Below are 20552 nucleotides of genomic sequence, written 5' to 3' on the forward strand. Positions count from 1 at the left end.
CGCAGCCGCCGGGGGGCTGCGCCTACGCCGCCGCACCCCCGAAGTCGCGGACCGCCTCGGACACGATCGTCTCCAGGTGGCCGTGATGGGCGCCGCGCCAGTACACCCGGGAGCACTCCGTGCACTGGGCGAACACGTCGTACGCCTGCTGCGTGCCGTGCTCCAGCAGCCCGCTCACCGCGTCCTTGGCCGCCCCGGCCAGGATGCCGTTGCACGCGGTGCAGCGGGTCCACGGGGTCAGGGCCGGAGCGAAGCGGCCGAGGACGTCGCGGAGCTGCTCCTTGGGGCGGTCGCTGTAGACGTACGCCCCCGCCCAGATCTCGCGGCGGCGCAGCAGCCCGCGGTCCCGGGAGAGCAGGACGCGCCGCTCCCGCGCCGAGAGGGTGGCCAGGGCGGGGTCACCGATGTCCTCGCTCTCGTACGCCGCGTCGACGCCCAGGAGCCGCAACCTGCGGGCCAGCGTGCCGAGATGGACGTCGAGGAGGAAGCGCAGAGGCGCGCCGGGCACCTGCTGGGGGCGTGCCACGGGGCGCACCTCGATGTGCTCGCCGGGGCCGGGCACGTGCGAGCGGGCCACCGGGCCGCCGTTCACCAGCAGGGTGCCGGCCTCGGTGAGCGGGACGCCGAGGGACTCGATGACATGGCCGAGGGTCGAGGAGCCGTCGGTGGTGAGGGGCGTGGGCCCGCCGCGGCGGTCCTGCGGTACGAAGAGCCGCAGCTCAGGGGCTACTTCGAGGGTGATCTCGGGTCCGTTCACCCGGTCAGGATGCCATCGGGGCGGGACGGGGAGCCAGGGATTTGGCGGGGTGCGCGCCCGTGCGCCGTCAGCGCGCGGCGAAGGCCGTCGGGGGCACGCCCACCGTGGCGGTGAAGTCCCGGACCAGGTGCGCCTGGTCGCTGTAGCCGAGATCCGCCGCGAGCCGCGCCCAGTCGAGCGCCGGGTCGGATCCGGCGCGCTCCATCGCCTCGTGGATGCGGTAGCGGAGGATGACCCACTTGGGCCCCACCCCGACGTACGCGGCGAAGAGCCGTTGCAGGGAGCGGGGGGAGAGCCCCGCGTCCCGGGCCAGTCGTCCGACCCGGCGCACCGTGCGGTCGGTGCGCACCCGGTCGACGACGGCCATCGCGAGCGCGGCCTGCGGGTCGGGGACGGGCTCCAGGGCCAGCAGGAAGGCGTCCAGCGCGGCGACCCGCGCGTCCTCGTCGTCCGGGCCGAGGACCGCGTCGAGGGGCGGCGGAGTGCGCAGCACCGCGGCGGCGGCGATCCGGCGTCCGGTCAGGTCGCACAGGGCGTGCTCCGGTGCGAACGGGCGGAAGCCGCCGGGCCGGAACTGCACCCCGCAGACCCGCCCGCGGCCGGCCAGCTCCTGGGTGAAGAGCCCGGGACCGATGCCCGCGACCTCGGCGTACCCGGACCGTTCCCCGGGGGTCTGCCCTGCCTCGTGCCGCTGGAGGACCAGGTTCACCGACGGGTGCGGGACGACATGGGCGGCGTACGGCTCGGTGAGGTCCCAGTCGATCAGCCAGTAGTGCTCCAGGTACGGGCGCAGCGCGGCGGCGGGCTCGCGGCGGCGGAAGCGTACGCGGGCGAACAGGTCCGGGGCGTCGACGATGCCCCGGGTGTCGCGGCGGGGTCCGGCGGCCATGACCGTGATCCTAAGGGCTGTCCGGCCGGGGACGACGGGACGGCGCTCGGGCGCGCGGCCCGGACGCCTGTCGTCTTTCTTCAAGACGCGGGCCGGGCGCGGACGCAGGGTGGGAGGCATGACGGAGAAGATCAGTGAACTGCTGGACGCGGCGGCGGTCCGGGCCCTGCCCGTGGTCCGGGGCATCGACGACGCGCAGTTGGGCGACCGTACGCCCTGTGCCGCGTACGACGTACGGGCGCTGGTGAACCACCTGTTCCTGGTGGTCGTGAACTTCCGGGCCCTCGCGGCCCGCGAGGACGCGGATTTCGGCGGGGCGCCGGAGTTCGTGACGGGCGACTGGCGGGGCAGGTTCGGTGCGGAGACCGCCCGGCTGGTGGCGGCGTGGGACGCGCCGGGCGCCGAGGAGGGCACGGCCGGGAAGATGGGGCTGCCGGCCCGGACGGTGGGGCTCATGGTGCTCGGCGATCTGACCGTGCACGCCTGGGACCTGGCACGGGTGACCGGCGCGGACTTCGTGCCGGAGCCGAGGGTCCTCGACGTGCTGGGCCCGGGGCTCGCGGCGATGGCCCCGCAGGCCCGGGAGATGAAGGTGTTCGGCGAGCCGTTCCCGGTGGGGGAGGGGGCTAGCGCTTTCGAGCGGCTGCTGGCGGTGACGGGGCGCGATCCCCGGTGGCGTCCGACCGGAGACTGAGTCCGGCGGGCGGTCCGGTGGGACGCGGGGCGGCCGGGGCGTCGTAGAGGGGGCCGAGAGCGGCGTACGCGCCGTCGACGATCCCTTCGGCCAGGAGCAGCATGTCCTGCTCCGCCAGCCGGGCCGCCCGGTGGGTGTACGGGGACGGTGGCGCCGGGCGCCTGCGCCGCCACCAGCAGTCGCAGGCCGCGTAGATGCCGCCGCCGAAGACGAGCACGGGGATGGACAGGGCCAGCAGAACGTCGCCCACGGCGGACCTCCTCGATGGTCGATGTCCTGTGCATCGGCGTGCCGGGAGGGTCGGCTGAAGATTGGCCGTCGGCCAAATCTCCGCAATATACGGCTGGATTTGACCGAATGCGTGCGCGCGGGTGCGCCTGTTCGGTCGCTTCGACCGGTCGTACGGCCTCCGGGGGATCCCGGGTCAGGGCCAGACCAGGCAGTACGCCTGGTGTCCCGCGTCGTGCAGGCGGTGGGAGAAGTCCTGCCACTCGTGGAGCAGCTGGTAGACGTTGAAGGCGTCGCGCGGGCCGCCGCGGTCGGGGACCGTGGACCAGATGAAGGCCGCCGCGCCGACCGACTCCTCGCCGACGCCGCGCAGCGGGTCGACGACGGTCATCGGGAGCTTCACCACGGCGTAGTCGGGGTGGAGGACGACCAGTTCCAGCGGCGGGACCTTGTGCAGGGGTATGCCCTGGATCCCGGTCAGGACCATGGCGGCCACCGTCTCCGGCTTGATCTTGGTGAACATGCCGCCCATGCCCAGCTCGTCACCGCCGAGCTCCTCCGGGCGCATCGAGATGGGCACGCGTGCGGCGGTGGCGCCGTCCGGGGCGCCGAAGTACTTGTAGGTCACCCCCATCCCGCCCCCGCTCCTGGTCCCGGGGGGCGGCGTGCTGTCCGCGCCCCTGCTCTGTGCGCGCTCGGCCCTACGCCGGTGCCGCCCTCGCCGGGCAGGCTCGGGCCCCAGGTCGTCGGTCCCTTCGCCCACTCCGCCACCGCGATGCATATCTCATCCACCCGACTACTTCTTAGGAGACACAGCCCCCGCCGCGCAACCCGATCATCGTGTCAGTGACCTCCCCCGCGGGCGTGCGGTGAAACACCTGTCCGCAAGACCGTCCGTGCCTCTGACACCATGGCATGTGTGAGCTTTCCCTGTGCCGGCCCAGTTTCGCAGACGCGAGGGGGCTGACGCTCTTCCGTGATACGAGCGGAGCACGCCTCCTGCTCACCGGTGGCCGGGATTCCCCTGGATTCTCCGGCCCGGCCTCCCGATACCCGAATCGCAGATCAGGACCAAAGTGGCGTATTCATACGAAGCCCCAGTTTCGCAGTCGCTGTTCGACCGGGCGTCCGTCGTGACGCCCGGCGGCGTGAACTCACCCGTGCGTGCCTTCCGGGCCGTGGGCGGTACGCCCCGGTTCATGGTGTCCGGCACCGGTCCGTACCTCACCGATGCCGACGGCCGGGAGTATGTCGACCTCGTCTGCTCGTGGGGGCCGATGATTCTCGGCCACTCCCGCCCTGAGGTCATCGCAGCCGTCCAGGAAGCGGTCTCCCGGGGCACCTCCTTCGGCACGCCGGGCGAGGGCGAGGTCACGCTCGCCGAGGAGATCGTGGCGCGGATCGAGCCCGTCGAGCAGGTGCGCCTGGTCTCCTCCGGCACCGAGGCGACGATGTCGGCGATCCGGCTGGCCCGCGGTTTCACGGGCCGGGCCAAGGTCGTGAAGTTCGCCGGCTGCTACCACGGGCACGTGGACGCGCTGCTCGCCGCCGCCGGGTCGGGCCTGGCCACCTTCGGGCTGCCCGACACCCCGGGCGTCACGGGCGCCACCGCCGGGGACACCGTCGTGCTGCCGTACAACGACCTGGACGCGGTGCGGGCCGCCTTCGCCGCGCACCCGGGCGAGATCGCCTGCGTGATCACCGAGGCCTCGCCCGGCAACATGGGCGTCGTCCCGCCGGCGGACGGCTTCAACGCCGGGCTCAAGGAGCTGTGCGCGGCGAACGGCGCCCTGTACATCTCCGACGAGGTCATGACGGGCTTCCGTACGTCGAAGGCCGGCTGGTACGGCGTCGACGGCGTCCGGCCCGACCTGATGACCTTCGGCAAGGTGATGGGCGGCGGCTTCCCCGCCGCGGCCTTCGGCGGCCGCGCCGACGTGATGGCGCACCTCGCCCCGGCCGGCCCGGTCTACCAGGCGGGCACGCTCTCCGGGAACCCGGTCGCCACCGCCGCCGGGCTCGCCCAGCTGCGGCTGCTGGACGACGCGGCGTACGCGAAGCTCGACGCGGTCTCCGCCGAGCTGCGGGGCCTGGTGGGCGACGCGCTCACCAAGGAGGGCGTCGCGCACACGGTGTCGGCCGCGAGCAACATGTTCTCGGTGTTCTTCACCGACCGGCCGGTCCGGAACTACGACGACGCCAAGAAGCAGGAAGCTTTCCGCTTCACCGCCTTCTTCCACTCCATGCTGGAGCAGGGCGTCTACCTGCCGCCCTCCGCGTTCGAGTCCTGGTTCGTCTCCACGGCCCACGACGAGCGGGCGGTCGAGCGCATCGCCGCCGCCCTGCCCGCCGCGGCCCGTGCCGCATCGGAGGCCACCGCATGAGCGAGAACGTGCAGAGCGGGGACGCGAACCGCGCCGAGCTGACCGTGGTGCACGTGGTCCGGCACGGCGAGGTGCACAACCCGGACGGTGTGCTCTACGGCCGCCGCCCCGGCTACCACCTCTCCGACCTGGGCCGGAAGATGGCCGACCGGGTGGCCGAGCATTTGGAGAAGCGCGATGTCACCCATGTCGTCGCCTCCCCGCTGGAGCGCGCCCAGGAGACGGCCGCGCCCATCGCCAAGGCGCACGGCCTGGACCTGGCCACCGACGCCCGGCTGATCGAGGCCGCCAACGTCTTCGAGGGCAAGACCTTCGGGGTCGGCGACGGCGCGCTGCGCAAGCCGGACAACTGGAAGCACCTCACCAATCCGTTCAAGCCGTCCTGGGGCGAGCCGTACATCGAGCAGGTCGTCCGGATGATGGGCGCGCTGGACGCCGCCCGGGACGCGGCGCGCGGACACGAGGCGGTCTGCGTCAGCCACCAGCTGCCGATCTGGATCCTGCGTTCCTTCGTGGAGCGCCGCCGGCTGTGGCACGACCCGCGCAAGCGGCAGTGCACGCTGGCCTCGTTGACCAGCTTCACCTACCGGGGCGACGAGATCGTCTCGGTGGGCTACTCGGAGCCGGCCCGGGACCTGGTGCCCGCGCATCTGCTGGCCGGTGCCAAGCCGGTGAAGGGAAAGCCGGGGCAGTCCAAGGCGTTCGGCGCGTAGCCGCCGCCGGGAGGACATGACGGGACACGACGGGACCGGTCGCCGAAGCAACGGCGGCCGGTCCCGTCCCCTTTGCCGCCCTCTCCCCGCGCTCGTGCATGAGTTCGACGATCCGGGGAAGTCGATCCGTCGGCCGACGGCAGAACTGCGGAGGGTCGTCCCGGCGTCCCCTCTCAGGGTTGCCCGTAAAGGTGTGCGAGCGCCGCACGGATGTCGCGCCAAGATCGTCCGGGCGGTCGCAAGGTAAAGCGTAAAGAAAGTCCCCAAATGCACGGAACCGACGTGTTGCACACCTCATCTAATCCTTCAGCAGTTTGTATGGGCTTGAGATAAAACGACCGCAGATGAGGACGGCATGCGCGACATCAAACGAAGGGGACTGCTCGGGGCAGGGCTCGGCGCCGCAGCCGCGATCGGGCTCGCCGGCTGCGGCACCTCGGGATCCTCGGGCGACGGAGGGTCCGGCCAGGGCGGCAAGGGCGACACCGGCACCGGCGGCAACGGCAGCGGCAACGGCTCGCCGAAGAACAAGGTCCGGCTGATCGGTGACGGCTCGACCGCCGACACCGGCAAGCAGCCCCACCAGCCGCAGGCGCCCGTTCCGCTGGAACCCGGCCAGAAGCCGCCGCAGTTCGTGATCTTTTCCTGGGACGGCGCGGGCGAGGTCGGCAACGGACTCTTCCCGCGATTTCTCGAACTCGCCAAGGAACACGACGCGGCGATGACGTTCTTCCTCTCCGGCGTCTATCTGCTGCCCGAGTCGAAGAAGTCCCTCTACCGTCCGCCGAACAACCCCCGCGGCGCCTCCGACATCGGCTATCTCACCGACGACCACGTCAAGGACACACTGAAGTACGTGCGTCAGGCGTGGCTGGACGGCCACGAGATCGGCACCCACTTCAACGGGCATTTCTGCGGCGGTTCCGGATCGGTGGAGCGCTGGACCCCGGCGCAATGGCACAGCGAGATCAATCAGGCTGTGTCGTTCGTCACGGAATGGCGCACCAACACCGGCTGGGAGAACGAGGACCCGCTTCCGTTCGACTATCGCAAGGAACTGATCGGCGGCCGCACCCCCTGCCTGCTCGGCCAGGACAACCTCCTGCCGACCGCGAGCAAGCTGGGCTGGCGCTACGACGCCAGCTCGCCCGGCGGCCGTCAGACCTGGCCGGTTAAGCGCGGCGGCGTCTGGGACCTGCCGCTGCAGGCGATGCCGTTCCCCGGGCACTCCTTCGAGGTGCTCTCGATGGACTACAACATCCTCGCCAATCAGTCGCAGAATTCGACGAAGGGCATGCCCTCGCGTTATCCGGGCTGGCGCACCCAGGCGACCGGGGCGTATCTCGCCGGATTCCAGCGCGCGTACGAGTCGAATCGTGCGCCGTTCTACATCGGCAACCACTTCGAGGAGTGGAACGGCGGCATCTATATGGATGCCGTGGAAGAAGTGATCAAGAAGGTCGCGGACAAGGACGACGTGCGTCTCGTCTCGTTCCGGCAGTACGTCGACTGGCTCGACGTACAGGATCCCGCCGTTCTCGCCAAGCTCCGGACCCTGGACGTCGGTCAGGCGCCCGCCGGCGGTTGGAACTCCTTCTTTAAACAGGCCTGACAAGGGGCTTTACGGGCACCGAGGGGGGCGCGGGGAAGCCCGGAAACTGCCATGCGAAACTTTTCACATGAGCTTTGGCCGCGCGTCCCGACGCCGCTTCACCCTGCTCGCCACCACCGCTGTGGCCGGTGCCCTGGCGCTGTCCGCGTGCGGCGGCGGCAACAAGGCCGGGGGCGGCGGCAACACCAACTTCGTCACCGGCAGCGGGGGTATCTCCACCGTCGCGAAGGGCGACCGGGTGGCGGCGCCGAAGCTCGACGGCAACAGCCTCGAGGGCAAGCCGCTCGACCTCGCCGACTACCGGGGCAAGGTCGTCGTGCTCAACGTCTGGGGCTCCTGGTGCGGCCCCTGCCGCCTGGAGGCGAAGTACTTCGCGCAGGTCTCCCAGGAGACGGCCGACCAGGGCGTCCGGTTCGTGGGGATAAACACCCGGGACCCCGAGCGGGACAAGGCGATCAACTTCGAGAAGGACTACGGGGTCGAGTACCCGAGCTTCTACGACCCGATCGGCAAGCTCATCCTCCGCTTCCCCAAGGGCACCCTGAACCCGCAGGCCATCCCGTCCACCGTGGTCATCGACCGGGACGGGAAGATCGCGGCCCGCACGCTCCAGGCGCTCGACGCGGACGAGCTCCGCAAGATGATCGACCCGATCATCGCGGAGAAGTGATCCGGTGACCCCGCTCGCCGCCCACTCCGAGACCATCACGCTGGCTGCGTACAACGAGACCGTCATGAGCGGGACCCTGCTGGTGTCCCTGCCCATCGCCCTGCTGGCCGGTCTCATCTCCTTCTTCTCCCCGTGCGTGCTGCCCCTCGTGCCCGGCTATCTGAGTTACGTCACCGGCGTCAGCGGCACCGACCTCGCCGAGGCCCGGCGCGGCCGGGTCGTGACGGGCGCCGCGCTCTTCGTCCTCGGCTTCACCGTCGTCTTCGTCTCGGGCGGAGCGCTCTTCGGCTACTTCGGCCGGGAGCTCCAGGTGCACGCCGAGGTGTTCAACAGGATCCTCGGCGTCCTGATGATCCTCATGGGCGTCTTCTTCATGGGGCTCCTGCCGGGTGTGACGCAGCGCGAGTTCCGGTTCCACAAGCGGCCGGTGACCGGACTGGCCGGCGCACCGCTGCTCGGCGCCCTCTTCGGGATCGGCTGGACACCCTGCATCGGCCCGACGTTCGCCGCCGTGAGCACGCTCGCGTTCACCGAGGGCACCGCCGGACGCGGCGCGATACTGACCGTCGCGTACTGTCTCGGACTCGGTGTCCCGTTCGTCCTGGCCGCGGTGGCCTTCCGCAAGGCGCTCGGCGCGTTCGGCTGGGTCAAGCGCCACTACGCATGGGTGATGCGGATCGGCGGCGGCATGATGATCGTGACCGGAATCCTGCTGCTGACCGGTGCGTGGGCCACGCTCATGCAGCACATGCAGAGCTGGTCCAGCGGCTTCGTTGTAGGGATCTGAGTTCATGACCAAGGCGAACAGCACGCAGACGCGGCAGGACGAGGACGAGCGCGAACAGGGCTCCGCCCACGGCGCGGCCGGCGAGCGGCTCTCCACCGCGCCCCGCGAGGAGCGCCCCGACACCGGCGCGGGCGTGCCCGCGATGGGCGTGATCGGCTGGGCGCGCTGGTTCTGGCGTCAGCTCACCTCGATGCGCGTCGCGCTGATCCTGCTCTTCCTGCTCTCCCTCGGCGCGATCCCGGGGTCGCTGATCCCGCAGACCAGCGTCGACGACATGAAGGTGCAGGCCTTCAAGGACCAGCACACCACCCTCACCCCGCTCTACGAGACGCTCCAGCTCTTCGACGTCTACAGCTCGGTGTGGTTCTCCGCGATCTACATCCTGCTGTTCGTCTCGCTCATCGGCTGCATCGTGCCGCGCACCGGTCAGTTCGTCGGCCAGCTGCGCAGCCGCCCGCCGGGCGCGCCGAATCGGCTGACGCGGCTGCCCGCGTACACCACCTGGCGCACCGACGCGGAGCCCGAGGAGGTCCGCGAGGCGGCCCTCGCCCTCCTGCGCAAGCGGCGTTTCCGGACGCACGAGGTGGGCGACGCGGTCGCCGCCGAGAAGGGCTACCTCCGCGAGGCCGGGAACCTGGTCTTCCACATCGCCCTGATCGTGATGCTGATCGCCTTCGCCTCCGGGCAGCTCTTCAAGTCCGAGGGCGGCAAGCTGGTCGTCGAGGGCGACGGCTTCTCCAACACGCTCACCCAGTACGACGACTTCACGTCGGGCTCCCTCTACGACTCCGACTCGCTGGCCCCGTTCAGCTTCGTGCTGGACGACTTCGTCGGTACGTACGAGAAGAGCGGTCCGCAGCGCGGCACCCCGCGCACCTTCGAGGCCCGGGTGACCTACACCGAGGGAGCCGAGGGCGCGGAGCGCAAGGGCGTGATCAAGGTCAACGAGCCGCTCGTCGTGGACGGCACCAAGGTCTATCTGATCGCCCACGGCTACGCGCCCGTCGTCACCGTCCGGGACGGCGCGGGCAAGGTCGTCTCGCGGTCCGCCGTCCCGCTGCTGCCGATCGACGACAACATCACCTCGTCCGGTGCCATCAAGGTGATGGACGGCTACAAGGACAAGAAGGGCGTCAAGACCCAGCTGGGCTTCAAGGCGTTCTTCGTGCCGACCTTCGCCGGCCAGGGCAAGGGCCAGATGTTCTCGCAGTTCCCCGGCCTGGATTTCCCCGTGCTGGCGCTCAGCGCCTACCAGGGCTCTCTCGGCGTCGACTCCGGACTCGCGCAGAACGTCTACCAGCTCAACACGTCCAAGATGAAGGAGTTCAAGGACTCCGACGGTGAGCTGCTCAAGAAGATGATGCGCCCCGGCGAGAAGATGGATCTGCCCGACGGCGCCGGATCCATCACCTTCGAGGGCGTCGAGGAGTGGGCCAGCTTCCAGGTCTCGCAGCAGCCGGGCAACGGCTGGGCGCTCGGCGGATCCGTCGCCGCCATCGCCGGCCTCGCCGGGTCGCTGTTCATCCAGCGCCGCCGGGTGTGGGTGCGGACGGTCCGGGGCGCCGACGGCGTCACGGTCGTGGAGATGGCGGGCCTGGGCCGCAGCGAGTCGGCGAAGCTCCCCGAGGAACTGGGCGACCTCTCGGCCGCTCTCGTCACCACGGCGCCCGTCGCCGCCGCCCCGGAGAAACCGGACGCGCCGGACGGGTCCGGTACGACCGATGCCACGAACGAGGCCGGGAGCCGGCCCGTACATCCTGCCGAAGCACCTGCCGAAGGGGCTGAGAAGTGAATCTCGCCGCCGCAACCAACGAGAGCCTGGCGCACACCAGCAATGTGCTGATCTATTCGTCGATGGCCGTCTACACCCTGGCCTTCTTCGCGCACATCGCGGAGTGGGTCCTCGGCAGCCGCAGCAAGGTCGGCCGCACGGCCGCCGCGCTGTCCGGCTCCGGAGCCGTCGCTGCCGCTGCCGCCGCCCCGGTGGTGAAGGCGCAGTCCGGCGGCACCGCGGTGCTGGAGCGGCCCGAGGTCGTCACCCGCGCCGCCGCCGGGACCCGTGAGGTGCCCGACGGCCCGGGGGCGGCGGGCGGCACGTTCAAGGGCGACCTGTGGGGCCGGATCGCGGTCTCACTGACCGTGGTCGCGTTCCTCGTCGAGGCGGGCGGCGTCGCCACCCGCGCCCTGTCGGTGCAGCGGGCCCCCTGGGCCAACATGTACGAGTTCTCCATCACCTTCTCCACGGTGGCGGTCGGCGCCTACCTGGTGCTGCTCGCGCTGAAGAAGAACGTCCGCTGGATCGGCCTCCCGCTGGTCACCACGGTCCTGCTGGACCTCGGCATCGCGGTCACGACGCTCTACACCGACAGCGACCAGCTGGTGCCCGCACTGCACTCGTACTGGCTGTGGATCCACGTCTCGACCGCGATCATCTGCGGCGCGGTCTTCTACCTCGGCGCGGTCGGCACGGTCCTCTACCTCTTCCGCGACAGCTACGAGAACAAGCTCGCCTCCGGTGGCACCCCGGGGAAGTTCGCCGCCTCCGTGATGGAGCGGCTGCCCTCGGCGTCCTCGCTGGACAAGTTCGCGTACCGGATCAACGCGGCCGTCTTCCCGCTGTGGACGTTCACGATCATCGCGGGCGCGATCTGGGCGGGCGACGCCTGGGGCCGGTACTGGGGCTGGGACCCCAAGGAGGTCTGGTCCTTCATCACCTGGGTCGCCTACGCCGCCTATCTGCACGCCCGCGCCACCGCCGGCTGGAAGGGCCGCAAGGCCGCCTATCTGGCGCTCGTCGCCTTCGCCTGCTGGCTGTTCAACTACTACGGCGTGAACATCTTCGTCTCCGGCCTGCACTCCTACGCGGGGGTCTGAGACCGGAAACACCCGGCTCCCCGGACGGATCTCCGTCCGGGGAGCCGTTGCGCGTCAGCCCAGCGGAGTGTCCAGAACCGCCTTGCGGTGGCTGAACGTCTCCAGGGAGTACGGGCCGTGGTAGCTGCCCATGCCGCTCTCGCCGACCCCGCCGAACGGCAGGTCCGAGACGGTGAGATGGGCCAGCGGCAGGCCGATGCCGACCGCCCCCGATGACGTCTCGGCCAGCAGCCGCCGCCGTACGGTGTCGGAATCGGTGAACGCGTACAGCGCCAGCGGCTTGTCCCGGTCGTTGATGAAGCCGATCGCTTCGTCCAGGCCGTCCACCGTGACCAGCGGCAGGATCGGCCCGAAGATCTCCTCGCCCATCACCGGGGCGTCCGGGGCGACCTCGGCCAGCACGGTCGGCGCGATGTACTTCGTCGCCCGGTCGTGGTCGCCGCCGACCACCGTGCGGCCGGAGTCCAGCAGCCCGGTCAGCCGGTCGAAGTGACGCTCGTTCACGATCCGCCCGTACTCCGGGTGGTCCGCCGGGTCCGCGCCGAACTGCTTCTCCACCGCGCCCGCCAGCGCGTTGGCGAGGGCCGGGGCGGTCTCCGGGTCCGTCAGCACGTAGTCGGGGGCCACACAGGTCTGTCCGGCGTTGAGGAACTTCCCCGCTACCAGCCGGGCGGCGACCGCGGCCAGGTCCGTGCCCCGGTCGACGAAGACCGGCGACTTGCCGCCCAGCTCCAGGGTGACCGGCGTCAGATGCTTCGCCGCGGCCGCCATCACGATCCGGCCGACCGTGCCGTTGCCGGTGTAGAAGATGTGGTCGAACCGCTGCTCCAGCAGGGCCGTCGTCTCCTCGACCGCGCCCTCCACGACCGCGACCGCTTCGGGGTCCAGGTACCGCGGCAGCAGCCGGGCCACGGCGGCGGAGGTCGCGGGCGCCAGCTCGCTGGGCTTGGCCACCACGCAGTTCCCGGCCGCGAGCGCGCCCACGACCGGGGCGAGCAGCAGCTGCACCGGATAGTTCCAGGGGGCGATGACCAGGACGACGCCGAGCGGGTCCAGCACGGTACGGGCCTCGGCGCCGGTGGGGGCCAGATGCGGCGGTACGGGGGCGGGCTCGGGGCGCAGCCAGTGGGCCAGGTGCTCCAGCGTGTGGTCGATCTCCCGCACGGTGAAGTCGATCTCGGTGCGGTACGCCTCCTCGGGGCCCTTGCCGAGATCGGCGCGGAGCGCGTCCGCGAGGTCGTCGCCGTGCTCGGTGAGCAGGGCGCGCAGCCGCTCCAACTGGCCGGTGCGCCAGGCGAGGTCCCTGGTGCGGCCGGTGCGGAAGGAGGCCCGGAGGCGGGCGACGAGGTGGGCGGGGGTTTCGGACATGGGGGGCTCCTCAAGAGGATCACGCGGTGGTGCCTGCTTCTGCGTCACCTCTTCGAGGATGGCCGACGCCGCCCCCGCGACGCGCCCACCGCGCCGGTCGGAAGGATCACCCCGGTCGGCCGGAATAACGGGTCAGGAAGTGGGCGGGGTCTTGTCGTCGGGGTTCGTCCCGCCGTCCCGGCGGCCCTGCTCCTGCTCCCGTTCCGGCTCCTCCTCGACGGCCTCGGCCTCGGCGTCCTTGTCGTCCTTGAGCGACTTGAGGAAGTCCGGGTTGTCGTCCGGGGCCACCCACTGCTGCCGCCTGCTCCGCTGCCACGAGGAGGGTCCGGCGCCCCCGGGGCTGTTGTGGCGGGCCTTGCCGGCGACGAGCCAGACGACCGGGCCGACGATCCAGAACAGCAGGATGATGAAGACCCAGGCGACCTTCGGCAGATGCTTGGTGTCCTCCTCCGAGGTGTTCAGGCAGTCGATGAACGCGTAGATCGTCAGAGCCAGCGGGACGATGAACAGCAGGGCTCTCATGGTGCGTCCCCCAGTGGGCGGCGGCGGGGCTCGGTGTTCCCCCGGTGTCGCGGCCAGGGTACCGGCTTGCCGCCGCGGATCCGGGGCCCGGCAGCGGGGAGCCCCGGCGGGGCCGCGCGGGCGGGGATGACAAACTGGACCGCATGGCTTACGACGATCTTCGCTCCCTGCTCCGGGCTCTCGAGCGCGATGGTGATCTCAAGCGCGTCAAGGTCGAGGTCGACCCCCACCTGGAGGTCGGTGAGATCGTCGACCGGGTCAACAAGGCGGGTGGGCCCGCTCTGCTGTTCGAGAACGTCAAGGGGTCCTCGATGCCCCTGGCCATGAACGTCTTCGGTACCGACCGGCGTCTCCTGAAGGCCCTGGGCCTGAAGGCGTACAGCGACATCAGCGACAAGATCGGCGGGCTCCTCAAGCCGGAGCTGCCGCAGGGCTTCGTCGGGGTGCGGGAGGCCTTCGGGAAACTCGGCTCGATGGTGCACGTGCCGCCGAAGAAGGTGAAGTCCGGCGACGCGCCCGTCCAGGAAGTGGTGCTGACCGGCGACGACGTCGACCTGGACAAGCTGCCCGCGCTGTTCACCTGGCCCGAGGACGGCGGATCGTTCTTCAACCTCGGCCTCACCCACACCAAGCACCCCGAGAACGGCGTCCGGAACCTGGGCCTCTACCGGCTCCAGCGCCACGACAAGCGCACCATCGGGATGCACTGGCAGATCCACAAGGACAGCGCCAACCACTACCAGGTCGCCGCCCGGCGCGGTGAGCGGCTGCCGGTCGCCATCGCCTTCGGCGCGCCGCCCGCCGTGACGTACGCCTCCACCGCGCCGCTGCCCGGGGACATCGACGAGTACCTCTTCGCCGGGTTCGTCCAGGGCAAGCGGATCGAGATGGTCGACTGCAAGACCGTGCCGCTTCAGGTCCCCGCGCAGGCCGAGGTCGTCATCGAGGGCTGGCTGGAGCCGGGCGAGATGCTCCCCGAGGGCCCGTTCGGGGACCACACCGGCTTCTACACCCCGCAGGAACCGTTCCCCGCACTGACCATCGACTGCGTCACCATGCGCAAGCGGCCGCTGCTCCAGTCCATCGTGGTGGGCCGCCCGCCGACCGAGGACGGGCCGCTGGGCCGGGCCACGGAGCGGTTCTTCCTGCCGCTGCTGAAGATCATCGTGCCGGACATCGTGGACTACCACCTGCCGGAGTCGGGCGGCTTCCACAACTGTGCGATCGTCTCGATCGACAAGAAGTACCCGAAGCACGCGCAGAAGGTGATGAGCGCGATCTGGGGCGCGCACATGATGTCGCTGACCAAGCTGATCGTGGTGGTGGACTCCGACTGCGACGTCCACGATCTGCACGAGGTCGCCTGGCGGGCGCTCGGCAACACCGACTACGCCCGCGACCTCACGGTCACCGAGGGCCCCGTCGACCATCTGGACCACGCCTCCTACCAGCAGTTCTGGGGCGGCAAGGCGGGCATCGACGCCACCAGGAAGCTGCCCGCCGAGGGCTACACCCGGGACGGGGGCTGGCCGGAGATGGTCGAGTCCGACCCGGAGACGGCGGCGAAGGTCGACCGCCGCTGGAAGGAATACGGACTGTGACCAGTGCGGCAGAAGCGGCGTCCGTCCACGGGCCCGCACCGTCGAACAGCAGGGTGAAGGCCTTCTTGCGGCTGGTGATGATCGAGCACTCGGTCTTCGCGCTGCCCTTCGCGTACATCGCCGCGCTGACCGCGATGTTCCTGCTGGACGGCACCATCCACTGGGGCACGCTGCTGCTCGTCACGCTGGCGATGGTGGGCCTGCGGACGTTCGCGATGGCGGCCAACCGGATCATCGACCGGGAGATCGACGCCCGCAACCCGCGCACCGCGGGCCGCGAGCTGGTGACCGGTGCGGTGTCGGTGAGGTCCGCGTGGACCGGGGCGCTCGTCGCGCTCGTCGTCTTCCTGGGCGCGGCGGCCCTGCTCAACCCGCTGTGTCTGGCGCTCGCGCCACTGGCCGTCGTGCCGATGGTGGTCTACCCGTACGGCAAGCGGTTCACGAGTTTCCCGCACGCCATCCTGGGCCTCGCGCAGGCCATCGGGCCGGTCGGCGCCTGGCTCGCGGTGACCGGCAGCTGGTCGTGGGACGCGGTGATCCTCGGGCTCGCGGTCGGCATCTGGATCGGCGGCTTCGACCTGATCTTCGCCTGCCAGGACGTCCGGGCCGACCGGGCCCACGGGGTGCTCTCCTTCCCGGCGCGCTTCGGGATCCCGGCCGCGCTGTGGGGCGCGCGGGTGTGCCACGCCGTCACGACCGGGCTGCTGGTGTGGTTCGGGCTGGCCACGGACGCCGAGGTCTTCTACTGGATCGGCATGGTCATCGTCGCGGTGGCGTTCGTGTACGAGCACCGGGTGGTGCGGCCGCACGACCTGTCCCGGCTGAACCGCGCGTTCTTCTCGGTGAACGGCTTCATCGGCATCGCGCTGTTCGCCTGCGCACTGCTCGACCTGCTGGTGCGCGGCCTGACCCCGTAGGGGTGTTGGCCGGGCGGGGCCCGGGGCTCAGACCGTGACGAGGTTGTCCGGTGCGCCGCGCGGCCGGCGGAAGAAGAAGGCCGCCGCCACCCCGCCGATCAGCCCGAACAGGTGCCCCTGCCAGCTGACGCCCGACTGGGTGGGCAGGACGCCCCACAGGAGCGAGCCGTAGACCACGGCGACGCCGACGCCTATGAGGACGTCCCAGGGGCGGCGGTCCACGAAGCCGCGGACCAGCAGATAGCCGAGCAGCCCGAAGACCACGCCGGACGCGCCGAGCGTCACCGTGTTCGACGGGGCCGTCAGCCAGACGCCGAGGCCGCTGACCAGGACGACCGTCACGACGACGGCGGCGAACCGGCGCAGCCCCGCGAGGGCGGTGATGAAGCCGAGGACCAGCAGCGGCACGCTGTTGGAGGCCACATGGTCCCAGCCGCTGTGCAGGAACGCGGCGGGCACCACGTCCCGCAGCTCGGCGGGGTCGCGCGGGCTGATGCCGTAGGTGTCCAGGGCGTTGCCCGTGGCCGCGTCGATTCCCTCGAGGACCCACAGCAGGGCCACCCAGCCCGCCATCAGGATCCCGGCGGTCAGGGCCCGCCCGCTGCCGGTGGAGCCGTTGCTCGTGGTGCGGTCGGTGGTCCAGAAATCGCCCATGATCCGTCCCTGCCCCCGGGTTGCCCGTCACCGGGGGAACGTCTGGGGCGCCCGCCCGGTTCCGGGTGCCGCGTGCGGGGGCGTGCCGGATAGGCTCGCAGGTGTGGAATCCGGGACTTCAGTGACTCATCAGCAGCGGCGGCCTTGGATTGTCGGGGTGTCCGGTGCTTCGGGGACCCCGTTCGCGGCCGCGGTCCTGCGCGGGCTCCTGGCGGCCGGCGAGAGCGTGGACCTGGTGGTGAGCCGGGCCTCGCGCCTCACCCTGCTGGACGAGACCGGCATCGCGTTCCGGGACGGGCACTGGCGCGAGGATCTGCGCGGCTGGCTGGATCGCGGCGCCGACGGGAAGCCCGACGCGTTCGCGGTGCGGGACGCGGAGCTGGAGCGCGTACGCCATTGGCCGGCCGGCGATCTGGCCGCCGGGCCGTCCTCCGGGTCGTACCCGGCGAGGGGGATGCTCATCGTGCCGGCCTCGACGGCCTGTGTGGCCGGAGTGGCGCTCGGTCTGTCGAAGGATCTGCTCCAGCGGGCCGCGAGCGTGACGCTCAAGGAGCGCCGCCCGCTCGTCGTCGCGGTGCGCGAGACCCCGCTGAGCGGCCAGACGCTGAAGCAGATGGTGGCCCTGGACGAGGCGGGCGCGATCGTGCTGCCCGCCTCTCCGGCGTTCTACGCGGGCGCGACGCACATCCAGGACCTGGTGGACTTCGTCGCGGGGCGGGTGCTGGACGCGGCAGGAGTGCCGCACCGGCTGTACCGCCGTTGGGAAGGAGAGCTCGGTGGCGCCTCCCGGACCCCTCGGGACCGATAGGCCCTGGTCAGCGCTTCTTGTGCGCGCGGGGGGAGCGGGTCTTGTCGACGCGGTGCGCGGCGGCGGGCTGGTGGGCACGCGAGCGGTTGGCCAGGTCCTGCAGCTCGCGCATCCGGGCGTAGGCCATCTCGATCGTGTACACGGTGAAGTTCACTCCTGAAGATTCGAAAGCGTTTCTTGGATGTTCTAGAAGATTTACAGGGCCTCAGCCCTGCATGCCTTAGATTCTACACGTAAACTCGCGGTACTGCTGAACAATGGAAGGTCTCAGTCATATGGACGCGGTGGACAGGCAGCTCATCCAGGCCCTCAGGGAGAACGGCAGGGCCTCGTACGCCGAGCTCGGGCGGCTCGTGGGGCTCTCGGGGCCCAGCGTCACCGACCGCATCAATCGGCTGGAAACCGCCGGGGTCATCATCGGGTACCGCGCCACGGTCGACTCCGCGTCGCTGGGCCTCGGCGTGACCGCGCTCATCGGGATCTCGCTCTCGGACGCGGCCGACCACGAGGACGTGGCGCGCCGGCTGAAGGACCTCGCGGAGATCGAGGACTGCTGGTTCATCGCGGGCGACGACTCGTACATGCTCAAGGTCCGGGTCGGCGACGTGGACGGCCTGGAGAAGACGATCCGCCGCCTCAGCGGCACGAAGGGCGTCTCCCGGACCCGTACGACGATCGTGCTCTCCACCAAGTGGGAGAACCGGGTCGGAGAACTCCCCGAAGAGGTGTAGGCGCGGAGCGCCGTAAAGGGGGCCCCTCCCGCCCGAAGTGTGGGGGAGTACGGTTGGCCGAAGTCTGATACACGGAGATATGGGAGGCGGTCTAGTGGACGCGGGACTCAAGCGCGAGCTGGAGGAGAAGGTCCGGGCCGGCGAGCGGCTGACCCGCGAGGACGGGATCGCCCTCTACGCGTCCGACGACCTGGCGTGGCTGGGCGGACTGGCGCACGAGGTGCGCATGCGCAAGAACGGCGACGTGGTGCACTTCAACGTCAACCGTCACCTCAACATGACCAATGTGTGCACCGCCTCGTGCGCCTACTGCTCGTTCCAGCGCAAGCCGGGCGAGAAGGACGCGTACACGATGCGCATCGAGGAGGCCGTCCGTCTCGCCCAGGCGATGGAGGGCGAGAACCTCACCGAGCTGCACATCGTCAACGGGCTCCACCCGACCCTCCCGTGGCGCTACTACCCGCGTTCGCTCAGCGCGCTGAAGGAAGCCCTGCCGAACGTCGCGCTGAAGGCGTTCACGGCGACGGAGATCCACCACTTCGAGACGATCTCCGGTCTCTCGGCCTCCGAGATCCTCGACGAGCTGATCGAGGCCGGCCTCGAATCGCTGACCGGCGGCGGTGCGGAGATCTTCGACTGGGAGGTCCGCCAGCACATCGTCGACCACCGCACCCACTGGGAGGACTGGTCGCGCATCCACCGCCTCGCGCACGAGAAGGGGCTCAAGACCCCCGCGACGATGCTGTACGGGCACATCGAGGAGCCCCGTCACCGCGTCGACCACGTGCTGCGGCTGCGGGAGATGCAGGACGAGACCGGCGGCTTCCAGGTCTTCATCCCGCTGCGCTACCAGCACGACTTCGTGGACATGAAGGACGGCAAGGTCCGCAACAGGCTCCAGGCGCGCACGACGATGGCGACCGGCGCCGAGGCGCTGAAGACCTTCGCGGTCTCCCGGCTGCTCTTCGACAACGTGCCGCACGTCAAGGTGTTCTGGGTGATGCACGGTGTGCAGACCGCCCAGCTCGCGTTGCAGCACGGTGCGGACGACATGGACGGCTCGGTCGTCGAGTACAAGATCACGCACGACGCCGACGACTTCGGCACGCCGAACAAGCTCGGCCGTGAGGATCTGCTGGACCTGATCCGCGACGCCGGTTTCCGGCCCGTCGAGCGGAACACCCGGTACGAGATCCTGCGCGAGTACCCGGGCCCGGAGGCCGACCGGCGCGAGTCGCCGCAGCCGATGCGCGTCTGACGCGTCTCTCCTCGCACTCCGAGCAAGCCCCGGCCGCCGTCCCCGGCCGGGGCTTTCCCGCGTTTCGGACAGGGATTGAGTGCGGTGGAAGTAATGGTTACCCTGCCCTTATGGCGCTTACCTTCGAACTGGATCCCGCGTTCACCCCCGCCCTGCGCGACGGCATCACCGCTCTCTGGGCCGATGTCAGCAACGCGGGGGGCGCCGTCGGCTTCGTCCCGCCCGTCACGGCCGAGGAGATCCGGCCCGAACTGCTCAAGCACCTCGTCGCCATCGAGGACGGCCGCACCCGGCTGCTGGTCGGCCGTGACGAGGACGGCGCCGTCGCCGCGACCGCGTTCCTCGCGCTCAACACGCACCGCCTGATGAAGCACTGGCTGTGGCTCTACACCGTCATGGTCCACCCCCGCCACCAGGGCAAGGGGTACGGCCGCGACCTCATGGCCGCCACCGCCGGCGCCGCCCGCTCCGTCGAGGGCATCGAGGCGATCCGTCTCACCTGCCGGGGCGGCACCGGGGCCGACCGCTTCTACGCCGCCTGCGGATACAAGGAGGTCGGCCGGGTGCCGGACGCGATCCGGGTCGCTCCCGGCGACGACCGGGACGACATCGTCATGCTGCTGCCGCTGGGTCCGGCGGCCCCCTGAGCCGGGAGAGGCAGCCCCCTCGACCGGGAGAAGCAGCCCCCTCAACCGAGAGAAAGCGGACCATGCTTCACTGGACGGGCAGAAGCGTGTCGAGAGTTCATGGGAAGAGAGGGCCGGTCGTGTCCGCTGCCAAGCCGAGCGCGTTGATCCGTTACACGGCGTTGCGCCTGCTGATCTTCGTCGGCTGCTTCTTCGTCGCCGGTGTCGCCGTCCACTTCGGGCTGGTGCCCTCCGGACTCGGAGGCTCCAACATCGTCTGGGTGATCCTCCTCGGTCTCCTTCTCTCCGCCCCGCTCAGCTATGTGCTGCTGCGCAGGCAGCGCGACGAGATGTCCGAGCAGATCGTCTCGACCGTCGACCGCACCAAGGCGCGCCTCGACGCCAACCGCACCCGCGAGGACGCGATCCAGTAGCGGCCGGTGGCGCACCCCGTCCAGC

The 20552-nt window shown here is 70.6% G+C and carries 23 protein-coding genes; 15 read left to right on the forward strand and 8 right to left on the reverse strand.

Features of this window, described 5'->3' with window-relative positions:
* Positions 1–22 precede the first annotated feature (22 nt).
* Positions 23–757 carry a Mut7-C RNAse domain-containing protein gene (locus ACH4UK_RS25920; protein WP_398360039.1) on the reverse strand — a complete coding sequence of 245 codons (735 nt, stop codon included), beginning with the start codon at positions 755–757 and terminating at the stop codon, positions 23–25.
* Between the two features lie 67 nt (positions 758–824).
* Positions 825–1646 carry a DUF6597 domain-containing transcriptional factor gene (locus ACH4UK_RS25925; RefSeq protein WP_398360041.1) on the reverse strand — a complete coding sequence of 274 codons (822 nt, stop codon included), beginning with the start codon at positions 1644–1646 and terminating at the stop codon, positions 825–827.
* A gap of 118 nt (positions 1647–1764) precedes the next feature.
* Between ACH4UK_RS25925 and ACH4UK_RS25930 the strand changes: the two genes are divergently transcribed.
* Positions 1765–2340 carry a TIGR03086 family metal-binding protein gene (locus ACH4UK_RS25930; RefSeq protein ID WP_398360042.1) on the forward strand — a complete coding sequence of 192 codons (576 nt, stop codon included), beginning with the start codon at positions 1765–1767 and terminating at the stop codon, positions 2338–2340.
* Here the strand turns inward: ACH4UK_RS25930 and ACH4UK_RS25935 are convergent.
* Both ACH4UK_RS25935 and ACH4UK_RS25940 read right to left on the reverse strand, forming a co-directional pair.
* The gene (locus tag ACH4UK_RS25935) at positions 2273–2590 is read right to left on the reverse strand and encodes a hypothetical protein (protein ID WP_398360044.1); all 318 of its coding nucleotides are present in this window, start codon (positions 2588–2590) and stop codon (positions 2273–2275) included. The two genes, ACH4UK_RS25930 and ACH4UK_RS25935, sit on opposite strands and share 68 nt — an antisense overlap.
* 174 nt (positions 2591–2764) lie before the next feature.
* Positions 2765–3349: a hypothetical protein gene (locus ACH4UK_RS25940; protein WP_073746161.1), complete on the reverse strand. Its 585-nt coding sequence runs from the start codon at positions 3347–3349 to the stop codon at positions 2765–2767.
* 331 nt (positions 3350–3680) lie between these two features.
* On the opposite strand from ACH4UK_RS25940, the gene hemL reads away from it, so the two are divergent.
* From hemL to ccsB, 7 genes are all read left to right on the forward strand, one after another.
* Complete coding sequence (gene hemL / locus ACH4UK_RS25945) at positions 3681–4952, forward strand: glutamate-1-semialdehyde 2,1-aminomutase (protein WP_398360609.1); 1272 nt, start codon at positions 3681–3683, stop codon at positions 4950–4952.
* A complete protein-coding gene (locus tag ACH4UK_RS25950; protein ID WP_398360046.1) occupies positions 4949–5665 on the forward strand; it encodes a histidine phosphatase family protein in 717 nt (238 codons plus the stop codon). Before hemL ends, ACH4UK_RS25950 begins: the two co-directional genes overlap by 4 nt.
* A 355-nt stretch (positions 5666–6020) precedes the next feature.
* Positions 6021–7277, forward strand: a complete 1257-nt coding sequence (locus ACH4UK_RS25955; protein ID WP_398360048.1) for a hypothetical protein — start codon at positions 6021–6023, stop codon at positions 7275–7277.
* Positions 7278–7344: 67 nt separating this feature from the next.
* Complete coding sequence (locus ACH4UK_RS25960) at positions 7345–7947, forward strand: TlpA family protein disulfide reductase (protein ID WP_398360050.1); 603 nt, start codon at positions 7345–7347, stop codon at positions 7945–7947.
* A gap of 64 nt (positions 7948–8011) precedes the next feature.
* Positions 8012–8734 (forward strand): cytochrome c biogenesis CcdA family protein, encoded by a 723-nt coding sequence (locus ACH4UK_RS25965; protein ID WP_398360611.1) that lies wholly within the window; start codon positions 8012–8014, stop codon positions 8732–8734.
* A 4-nt stretch (positions 8735–8738) separates the two neighbouring features.
* Positions 8739–10526, forward strand: coding sequence for a cytochrome c biogenesis protein ResB (locus ACH4UK_RS25970; RefSeq protein WP_398360051.1), 1788 nt, complete (start codon positions 8739–8741; stop codon positions 10524–10526).
* Positions 10523–11608: a c-type cytochrome biogenesis protein CcsB gene (ccsB, locus tag ACH4UK_RS25975; protein WP_398360053.1), complete on the forward strand. Its 1086-nt coding sequence runs from the start codon at positions 10523–10525 to the stop codon at positions 11606–11608. Before ACH4UK_RS25970 ends, ccsB begins: the two co-directional genes overlap by 4 nt.
* A 54-nt stretch (positions 11609–11662) precedes the next feature.
* On the opposite strand, the gene ACH4UK_RS25980 is transcribed toward ccsB, so the two are convergent.
* Together ACH4UK_RS25980 and ACH4UK_RS25985 are read right to left on the reverse strand one after the other, a co-directional pair.
* On the reverse strand, positions 11663–12976 hold the full coding sequence (locus ACH4UK_RS25980) for an aldehyde dehydrogenase family protein (protein WP_398360055.1): 1314 nt from the start codon (positions 12974–12976) through the stop codon (positions 11663–11665).
* Between the two features lie 132 nt (positions 12977–13108).
* Positions 13109–13498 (reverse strand): PLD nuclease N-terminal domain-containing protein, encoded by a 390-nt coding sequence (locus ACH4UK_RS25985; protein WP_398360057.1) that lies wholly within the window; start codon positions 13496–13498, stop codon positions 13109–13111.
* A 143-nt stretch (positions 13499–13641) separates the two neighbouring features.
* Here ACH4UK_RS25985 and ACH4UK_RS25990 point away from each other — a divergent pair, with 143 nt between their 5' ends.
* Both ACH4UK_RS25990 and mqnP read left to right on the forward strand, forming a co-directional pair.
* Positions 13642–15099, forward strand: coding sequence for a menaquinone biosynthesis decarboxylase (locus tag ACH4UK_RS25990; protein WP_398360059.1), 1458 nt, complete (start codon positions 13642–13644; stop codon positions 15097–15099).
* The gene (gene mqnP, locus ACH4UK_RS25995; RefSeq protein ID WP_398360061.1) at positions 15096–16016 is read left to right on the forward strand and encodes a menaquinone biosynthesis prenyltransferase MqnP; all 921 of its coding nucleotides are present in this window, start codon (positions 15096–15098) and stop codon (positions 16014–16016) included. The genes ACH4UK_RS25990 and mqnP overlap by 4 nt, the downstream gene beginning before the upstream one ends.
* Before the next feature lie 27 nt (positions 16017–16043).
* Here mqnP and ACH4UK_RS26000 read toward each other — a convergent pair whose 3' ends face one another.
* On the reverse strand, positions 16044–16670 hold the full coding sequence (locus ACH4UK_RS26000; protein ID WP_398360063.1) for a rhomboid family intramembrane serine protease: 627 nt from the start codon (positions 16668–16670) through the stop codon (positions 16044–16046).
* Between the two features lie 121 nt (positions 16671–16791).
* On the opposite strand from ACH4UK_RS26000, the gene ACH4UK_RS26005 reads away from it, so the two are divergent.
* The gene (locus tag ACH4UK_RS26005; RefSeq protein WP_398360064.1) at positions 16792–17478 is read left to right on the forward strand and encodes a UbiX family flavin prenyltransferase; all 687 of its coding nucleotides are present in this window, start codon (positions 16792–16794) and stop codon (positions 17476–17478) included.
* Between the two features lie 7 nt (positions 17479–17485).
* Here ACH4UK_RS26005 and ACH4UK_RS26010 read toward each other — a convergent pair whose 3' ends face one another.
* Positions 17486–17632, reverse strand: a complete 147-nt coding sequence (locus ACH4UK_RS26010) for a hypothetical protein (protein WP_164216548.1) — start codon at positions 17630–17632, stop codon at positions 17486–17488.
* Between the two features lie 121 nt (positions 17633–17753).
* Here ACH4UK_RS26010 and ACH4UK_RS26015 point away from each other — a divergent pair, with 121 nt between their 5' ends.
* The 4 genes from ACH4UK_RS26015 (at position 17754) to ACH4UK_RS26030 (ending at position 20527) form a co-directional block, all read left to right on the forward strand.
* Complete coding sequence (locus tag ACH4UK_RS26015; protein WP_398360065.1) at positions 17754–18209, forward strand: Lrp/AsnC family transcriptional regulator; 456 nt, start codon at positions 17754–17756, stop codon at positions 18207–18209.
* A 94-nt stretch (positions 18210–18303) separates the two neighbouring features.
* Entirely contained in the window at positions 18304–19467 is a 1164-nt protein-coding gene (gene mqnE / locus ACH4UK_RS26020) for an aminofutalosine synthase MqnE (RefSeq protein ID WP_398360613.1), read from the forward strand.
* A gap of 110 nt (positions 19468–19577) precedes the next feature.
* Positions 19578–20114 carry a GNAT family N-acetyltransferase gene (locus ACH4UK_RS26025; protein ID WP_398360066.1) on the forward strand — a complete coding sequence of 179 codons (537 nt, stop codon included), beginning with the start codon at positions 19578–19580 and terminating at the stop codon, positions 20112–20114.
* A 119-nt stretch (positions 20115–20233) separates the two neighbouring features.
* Positions 20234–20527 (forward strand): DUF4229 domain-containing protein, encoded by a 294-nt coding sequence (locus ACH4UK_RS26030; protein WP_398360068.1) that lies wholly within the window; start codon positions 20234–20236, stop codon positions 20525–20527.
* Positions 20528–20552 lie beyond the last annotated feature (25 nt).

The organism is Streptomyces sp. NPDC020884, from assembly GCF_044333935.1.
In the GTDB taxonomy this organism is placed as follows: domain Bacteria; phylum Actinomycetota; class Actinomycetes; order Streptomycetales; family Streptomycetaceae; genus Streptomyces.

What these genes read in the sequence shown, in the direction of transcription:
- ACH4UK_RS25925 (WP_398360041.1), bottom strand. Translation starts at nt 1,646, where the DNA reads ATGGCCGCCGGACCCCGCCGCGACACCCGGGGCATCGTCGACGCCCCG.
- ACH4UK_RS25930 (WP_398360042.1), top strand. Translation starts at nt 1,765, where the DNA reads ATGACGGAGAAGATCAGTGAACTGCTGGACGCGGCGGCGGTCCGGGCC.
- ACH4UK_RS25940 (WP_073746161.1), bottom strand. Translation starts at nt 3,349, where the DNA reads ATGCATCGCGGTGGCGGAGTGGGCGAAGGGACCGACGACCTGGGGCCC.
- ACH4UK_RS25950 (WP_398360046.1), top strand. Translation starts at nt 4,949, where the DNA reads ATGAGCGAGAACGTGCAGAGCGGGGACGCGAACCGCGCCGAGCTGACC.
- ACH4UK_RS25955 (WP_398360048.1), top strand. Translation starts at nt 6,021, where the DNA reads ATGCGCGACATCAAACGAAGGGGACTGCTCGGGGCAGGGCTCGGCGCC.
- ACH4UK_RS25960 (WP_398360050.1), top strand. Translation starts at nt 7,345, where the DNA reads ATGAGCTTTGGCCGCGCGTCCCGACGCCGCTTCACCCTGCTCGCCACC.
- ACH4UK_RS25965 (WP_398360611.1), top strand. Translation starts at nt 8,012, where the DNA reads ATGAGCGGGACCCTGCTGGTGTCCCTGCCCATCGCCCTGCTGGCCGGT.
- ACH4UK_RS25970 (WP_398360051.1), top strand. Translation starts at nt 8,739, where the DNA reads ATGACCAAGGCGAACAGCACGCAGACGCGGCAGGACGAGGACGAGCGC.
- ACH4UK_RS25980 (WP_398360055.1), bottom strand. Translation starts at nt 12,976, where the DNA reads ATGTCCGAAACCCCCGCCCACCTCGTCGCCCGCCTCCGGGCCTCCTTC.
- ACH4UK_RS25985 (WP_398360057.1), bottom strand. Translation starts at nt 13,498, where the DNA reads ATGAGAGCCCTGCTGTTCATCGTCCCGCTGGCTCTGACGATCTACGCG.
- ACH4UK_RS25990 (WP_398360059.1), top strand. Translation starts at nt 13,642, where the DNA reads ATGGCTTACGACGATCTTCGCTCCCTGCTCCGGGCTCTCGAGCGCGAT.
- ACH4UK_RS26000 (WP_398360063.1), bottom strand. Translation starts at nt 16,670, where the DNA reads ATGGGCGATTTCTGGACCACCGACCGCACCACGAGCAACGGCTCCACC.
- ACH4UK_RS26015 (WP_398360065.1), top strand. Translation starts at nt 17,754, where the DNA reads ATGGACGCGGTGGACAGGCAGCTCATCCAGGCCCTCAGGGAGAACGGC.
- ACH4UK_RS26025 (WP_398360066.1), top strand. Translation starts at nt 19,578, where the DNA reads ATGGCGCTTACCTTCGAACTGGATCCCGCGTTCACCCCCGCCCTGCGC.